Source organism: Denitrobacterium sp. (assembly GCF_056180635.1).
The window spans coordinates 1-3,217 of the sequence record NZ_JAZZJS010000010.1 but is presented as its reverse complement, the minus strand read 5'-3'; the positions used below and the strand labels follow the sequence as shown (position 1 = coordinate 3,217).

4 protein-coding genes are annotated in these 3,217 nt (G+C 61.8%); 1 reads left to right on the top strand and 3 read right to left on the bottom strand.

What is annotated here, in order from left to right; all coding sequences use genetic code 11:
- From AC04P6_RS01005 to AC04P6_RS00995, 3 genes are all read right to left on the bottom strand, one after another.
- Positions 1-801, bottom strand: an 801-nt coding sequence (locus AC04P6_RS01005) for a formate--tetrahydrofolate ligase (protein ID WP_475564727.1), incomplete at its 3' end; no start/stop codon positions are given.
- Between the two features lie 167 nt (positions 802-968).
- Complete coding sequence (locus AC04P6_RS01000; protein WP_475564726.1) at positions 969-1,952, bottom strand: sensor histidine kinase; 984 nt, start codon at positions 1,950-1,952, stop codon at positions 969-971.
- A gap of 57 nt (positions 1,953-2,009) precedes the next feature.
- On the bottom strand, positions 2,010-2,699 hold the full coding sequence (locus AC04P6_RS00995) for a response regulator transcription factor (RefSeq protein ID WP_475564725.1): 690 nt from the start codon (positions 2,697-2,699) through the stop codon (positions 2,010-2,012).
- 130 nt (positions 2,700-2,829) lie between these two features.
- Here AC04P6_RS00995 and AC04P6_RS00990 point away from each other — a divergent pair.
- Positions 2,830-3,217: type III pantothenate kinase (locus tag AC04P6_RS00990; RefSeq protein ID WP_475564724.1), on the top strand; the 388-nt coding region annotated here is incomplete at its 3' end.

Here is a 3,217-nt window from a genome sequence, read left to right as displayed (position 1 = left end):
GTGGATGAACGCGGGCGTACCCTCGAGCGTCTGCACCAGGTTGGGCTTGAGTGCGTCCTTCAGCAGGGCCGCCATGGCGCCTTCCGCATGCAGCTGATGCGCCGTAACGGGCTCGCCGGCGTGGCTATAGCCCACGACGATGCGGCCCAGGCGCTCCTTGAGGTCGGTGATGGAGGTAGCCAGGCAGAAGATGGCCATGATCTCGCTGGCCACCGTAATGTCGAAGCCGTCTTCGCGCGGCACGCCATTGGCCTTGCCACCCAGGCCGTCGACTACGTGGCGCAGCTGACGGTCGTTCATGTCGACGACGGGCTTCCACGTGATGCGACGCGTGTCGATATCGAGCTCGTTGCCGTTATGGATGTGCGCATCGAGCAGCGCAGCGAGCAGGTTGTTCGCAGCGCCGATGGCGTGGAAGTCGCCCGTGAAATGCAGGTTGATGTCTTCCATGGGAATGACCTGGGCATAGCCGCCGCCGGCAGCGCCACCCTTGATGCCGAATACCGGGCCGAGCGACGGCTCGCGCAGCGCGACGACCGTCTTCTTGCCGATGAGGTTCATGGCATCGGCCAAACCGACCGTAGTAGTGGTTTTGCCCTCGCCCGCGGGAGTGGGGTTGATGGCGGTTACCAGAACGAGCTTACCCGGCTGATGCTCGACATCGCGCAGCAGGTTGTAGTCGACTTTAGCTTTGGTGTTGCCGTACAGCTCGAGGTATTCGCGGGGAACGCCTGCCTTGTCGGCAATTTCGGTGATGGGACGAGCCTTGGTCGCCTGGGCGATTTCGATATCGGTCAGCATGCAGCGCCTTTCTCTCACGGACTTACCCTAGGCGCATTGTATCGCAGGCCCCAGTCGCCTTTTGCGTGGTTATCGCGAACGACGCAAAAGCGCTGGAAGACGACAAAAATGGCACGCTACGTGCTATATCGGGAACCTGGCGAGCGGAAGGCTGAAGCCGTGAGCGGCTAGGACGACGAACCCATGCTGGGAATGGCCACGATGAAGCACGCGCCACCTTCGGGCAGATTGTAGGCCTCCACCGTGCCGTCGTGCGACTCCACGACGCTCTTCACGATGGCCAGGCCCAAACCGCTGCCACCCGTATTGCGCGCGCGGCTGAAGTCGGTGCGGTAGAAACGCTCGAACAGCATCTTTGGGTCTACGTCGCCAAAGCCCGTACCGTCGTCCTTCACCGCGATGACGGAATTGCCGCGTACGCCGTACAGCTCGACGCGGATGTGCCCGCCGGGCTCGATGAAGCGACTCGCATTATCGACCAAGTTGGAAACGACCTGCTTCAGGCGATCCCAATTGCCCAGGACGTCGGGCGCCTCTCCCGTGATTTCCACATTCGCCTGACGATCGGCCAGCACGGGGGCAAGCGCATCCACGGCCTCCTGCGCGAGGGGCTTCAGGTTGACGCGCTTGAAATTGAGCACATGGCTATCGCCTTCGATATGCTGCAGCGAAAGCAAGTCGTTCGTGAGGCGCGTGAGGCGCTCGGTCTCGCGGATGATGGTGCTGCAGAACTTGTCGTGCAGCTCGGGAGGCAGGTCGGGGTCGGCAAGGAGCTCGGCGTTGCCATGGATGGCGGTGAGGGGCGTGCGAAGCTCGTGCGCAACGTCGCCCACGAACTGCACCTGCTGCTTTTCGCGGCGCGAGAGGTCGGCACACTGAGCGTACGACGAATCGAGCAGGTCCTTGAAGTCGACGGCCAGATCGTCTGCCTCGCGCAGGGCGCCGCGCCTGCTGAAGTTCACCTTCGAGTCGCCCGCGCGGTACGCCTTGATGGCGTCGCGCAGGTCGGACAAGGGCTGCGCGATGAAGTGGCCCACCACGAGCGAGAGCATAAAAATAGCCAGGGCAAGCGGAATGATGAGGCTGAACGTGAAGAAGTCGATGGCCCCATAGATGCTTGCCAGAACCAGAATCGCCGTGCATGCGAACATGCAGAGCAGCGTGACGAAGCACGCGAAGTATGTTGAGAGTTTATTCGTGGCGCGCCCCTATGCGCGGAAGCGATACCCGTAGCCGCGGACCGTTTCCACGATGGCGGGGTCGTAGCCAGCCTGGGAAACCTTGTCGCGCAGGCGCTTGATGTGCGTGTCGACCGTTTTCGTTTCGGTGAGGTATTCCCAACCCCAGGCATCGCGCAGCAGGTCTTCGCGCGAAACCACGTTGCCCGCATGCTTCATGAGCGCGGCCAGGAGCTCGAACTCGCGCGGCGTAAGGTCGATGGGACCCGACTCGCCCACCGCGGTGTGAGCGTCTTCGTCGAGCGTGATGCCGCTTGCCGTGATGGCGTGATTCTGCTCCATCTGGCCCGTTCCGCGACGCAGAAGGGCACGCACGCGTGCGACGAGTTCGCGCAGGCCGAAGGGCTTGCTAAGGTAGTCGTCGCCGCCAATTTCCAGGCCAACGACCTTGTCGAGTTCCGTGTCGCGTGCGGAGAGGAAGAGCACCGGGGCGCTCGTCTTGCTGCGCAGGCGACGGCAGAGCTCGTAGCCGTCCATTCCGGGAAGCATGATATCGAGGATGAAGAGGTCGTACTCGTTCTTCAGGGCCATGGCCAGGGCGTCTTCGCCATTGGCAGCCACATCGGGCTCAAAGCCTTCCTTCTTCAATGCGTACCCAACGAAATCGGTGATGGTCTGCTCGTCGTCTACAACGAGGATGCGCGCTGCTTTATCGTTCATGGGCTCTCCTTGACTATGTTCGCCGATGGGGCTACGTGCCAAATCGGAACGTGAACAGAAGTTTTGCTTGAGCTCGTATTATCATATCACCCGGAGAACGATTTCGAACCGCTAAGGGGCTGACACGTACATGTTACTTACCATCGACGTAGGCAACACGCATACCGTGCTGGGTGTATACGAACATGAAAAGTTGCTGCACATGTGGCGCGTGCAAACCGACGCGCAGCAAACCGCAGATGAGGCGCGTGTTTCCCTGAATGGCTTGTTTCAGATGGCGGGAATCGAAGCGCATGACGTTTCCGGCATCGCGCTTGCCACGGTTGTTCCCAGCCTGAACCGCCTCTGGCATACCGTGGGCGAAACGCTGTGCAAGTGCCCTGTCATTTCGGTCGACGCGCATCTCATCGCCGACATGATCGACACGTCGGGATACGGTGGCACCCCCGGCGCCGACCGCCTGGCCGACGCCGTCGCCGCACGGGCCCTGTACGGAAGCCCCGCCATCGTGCTCGACC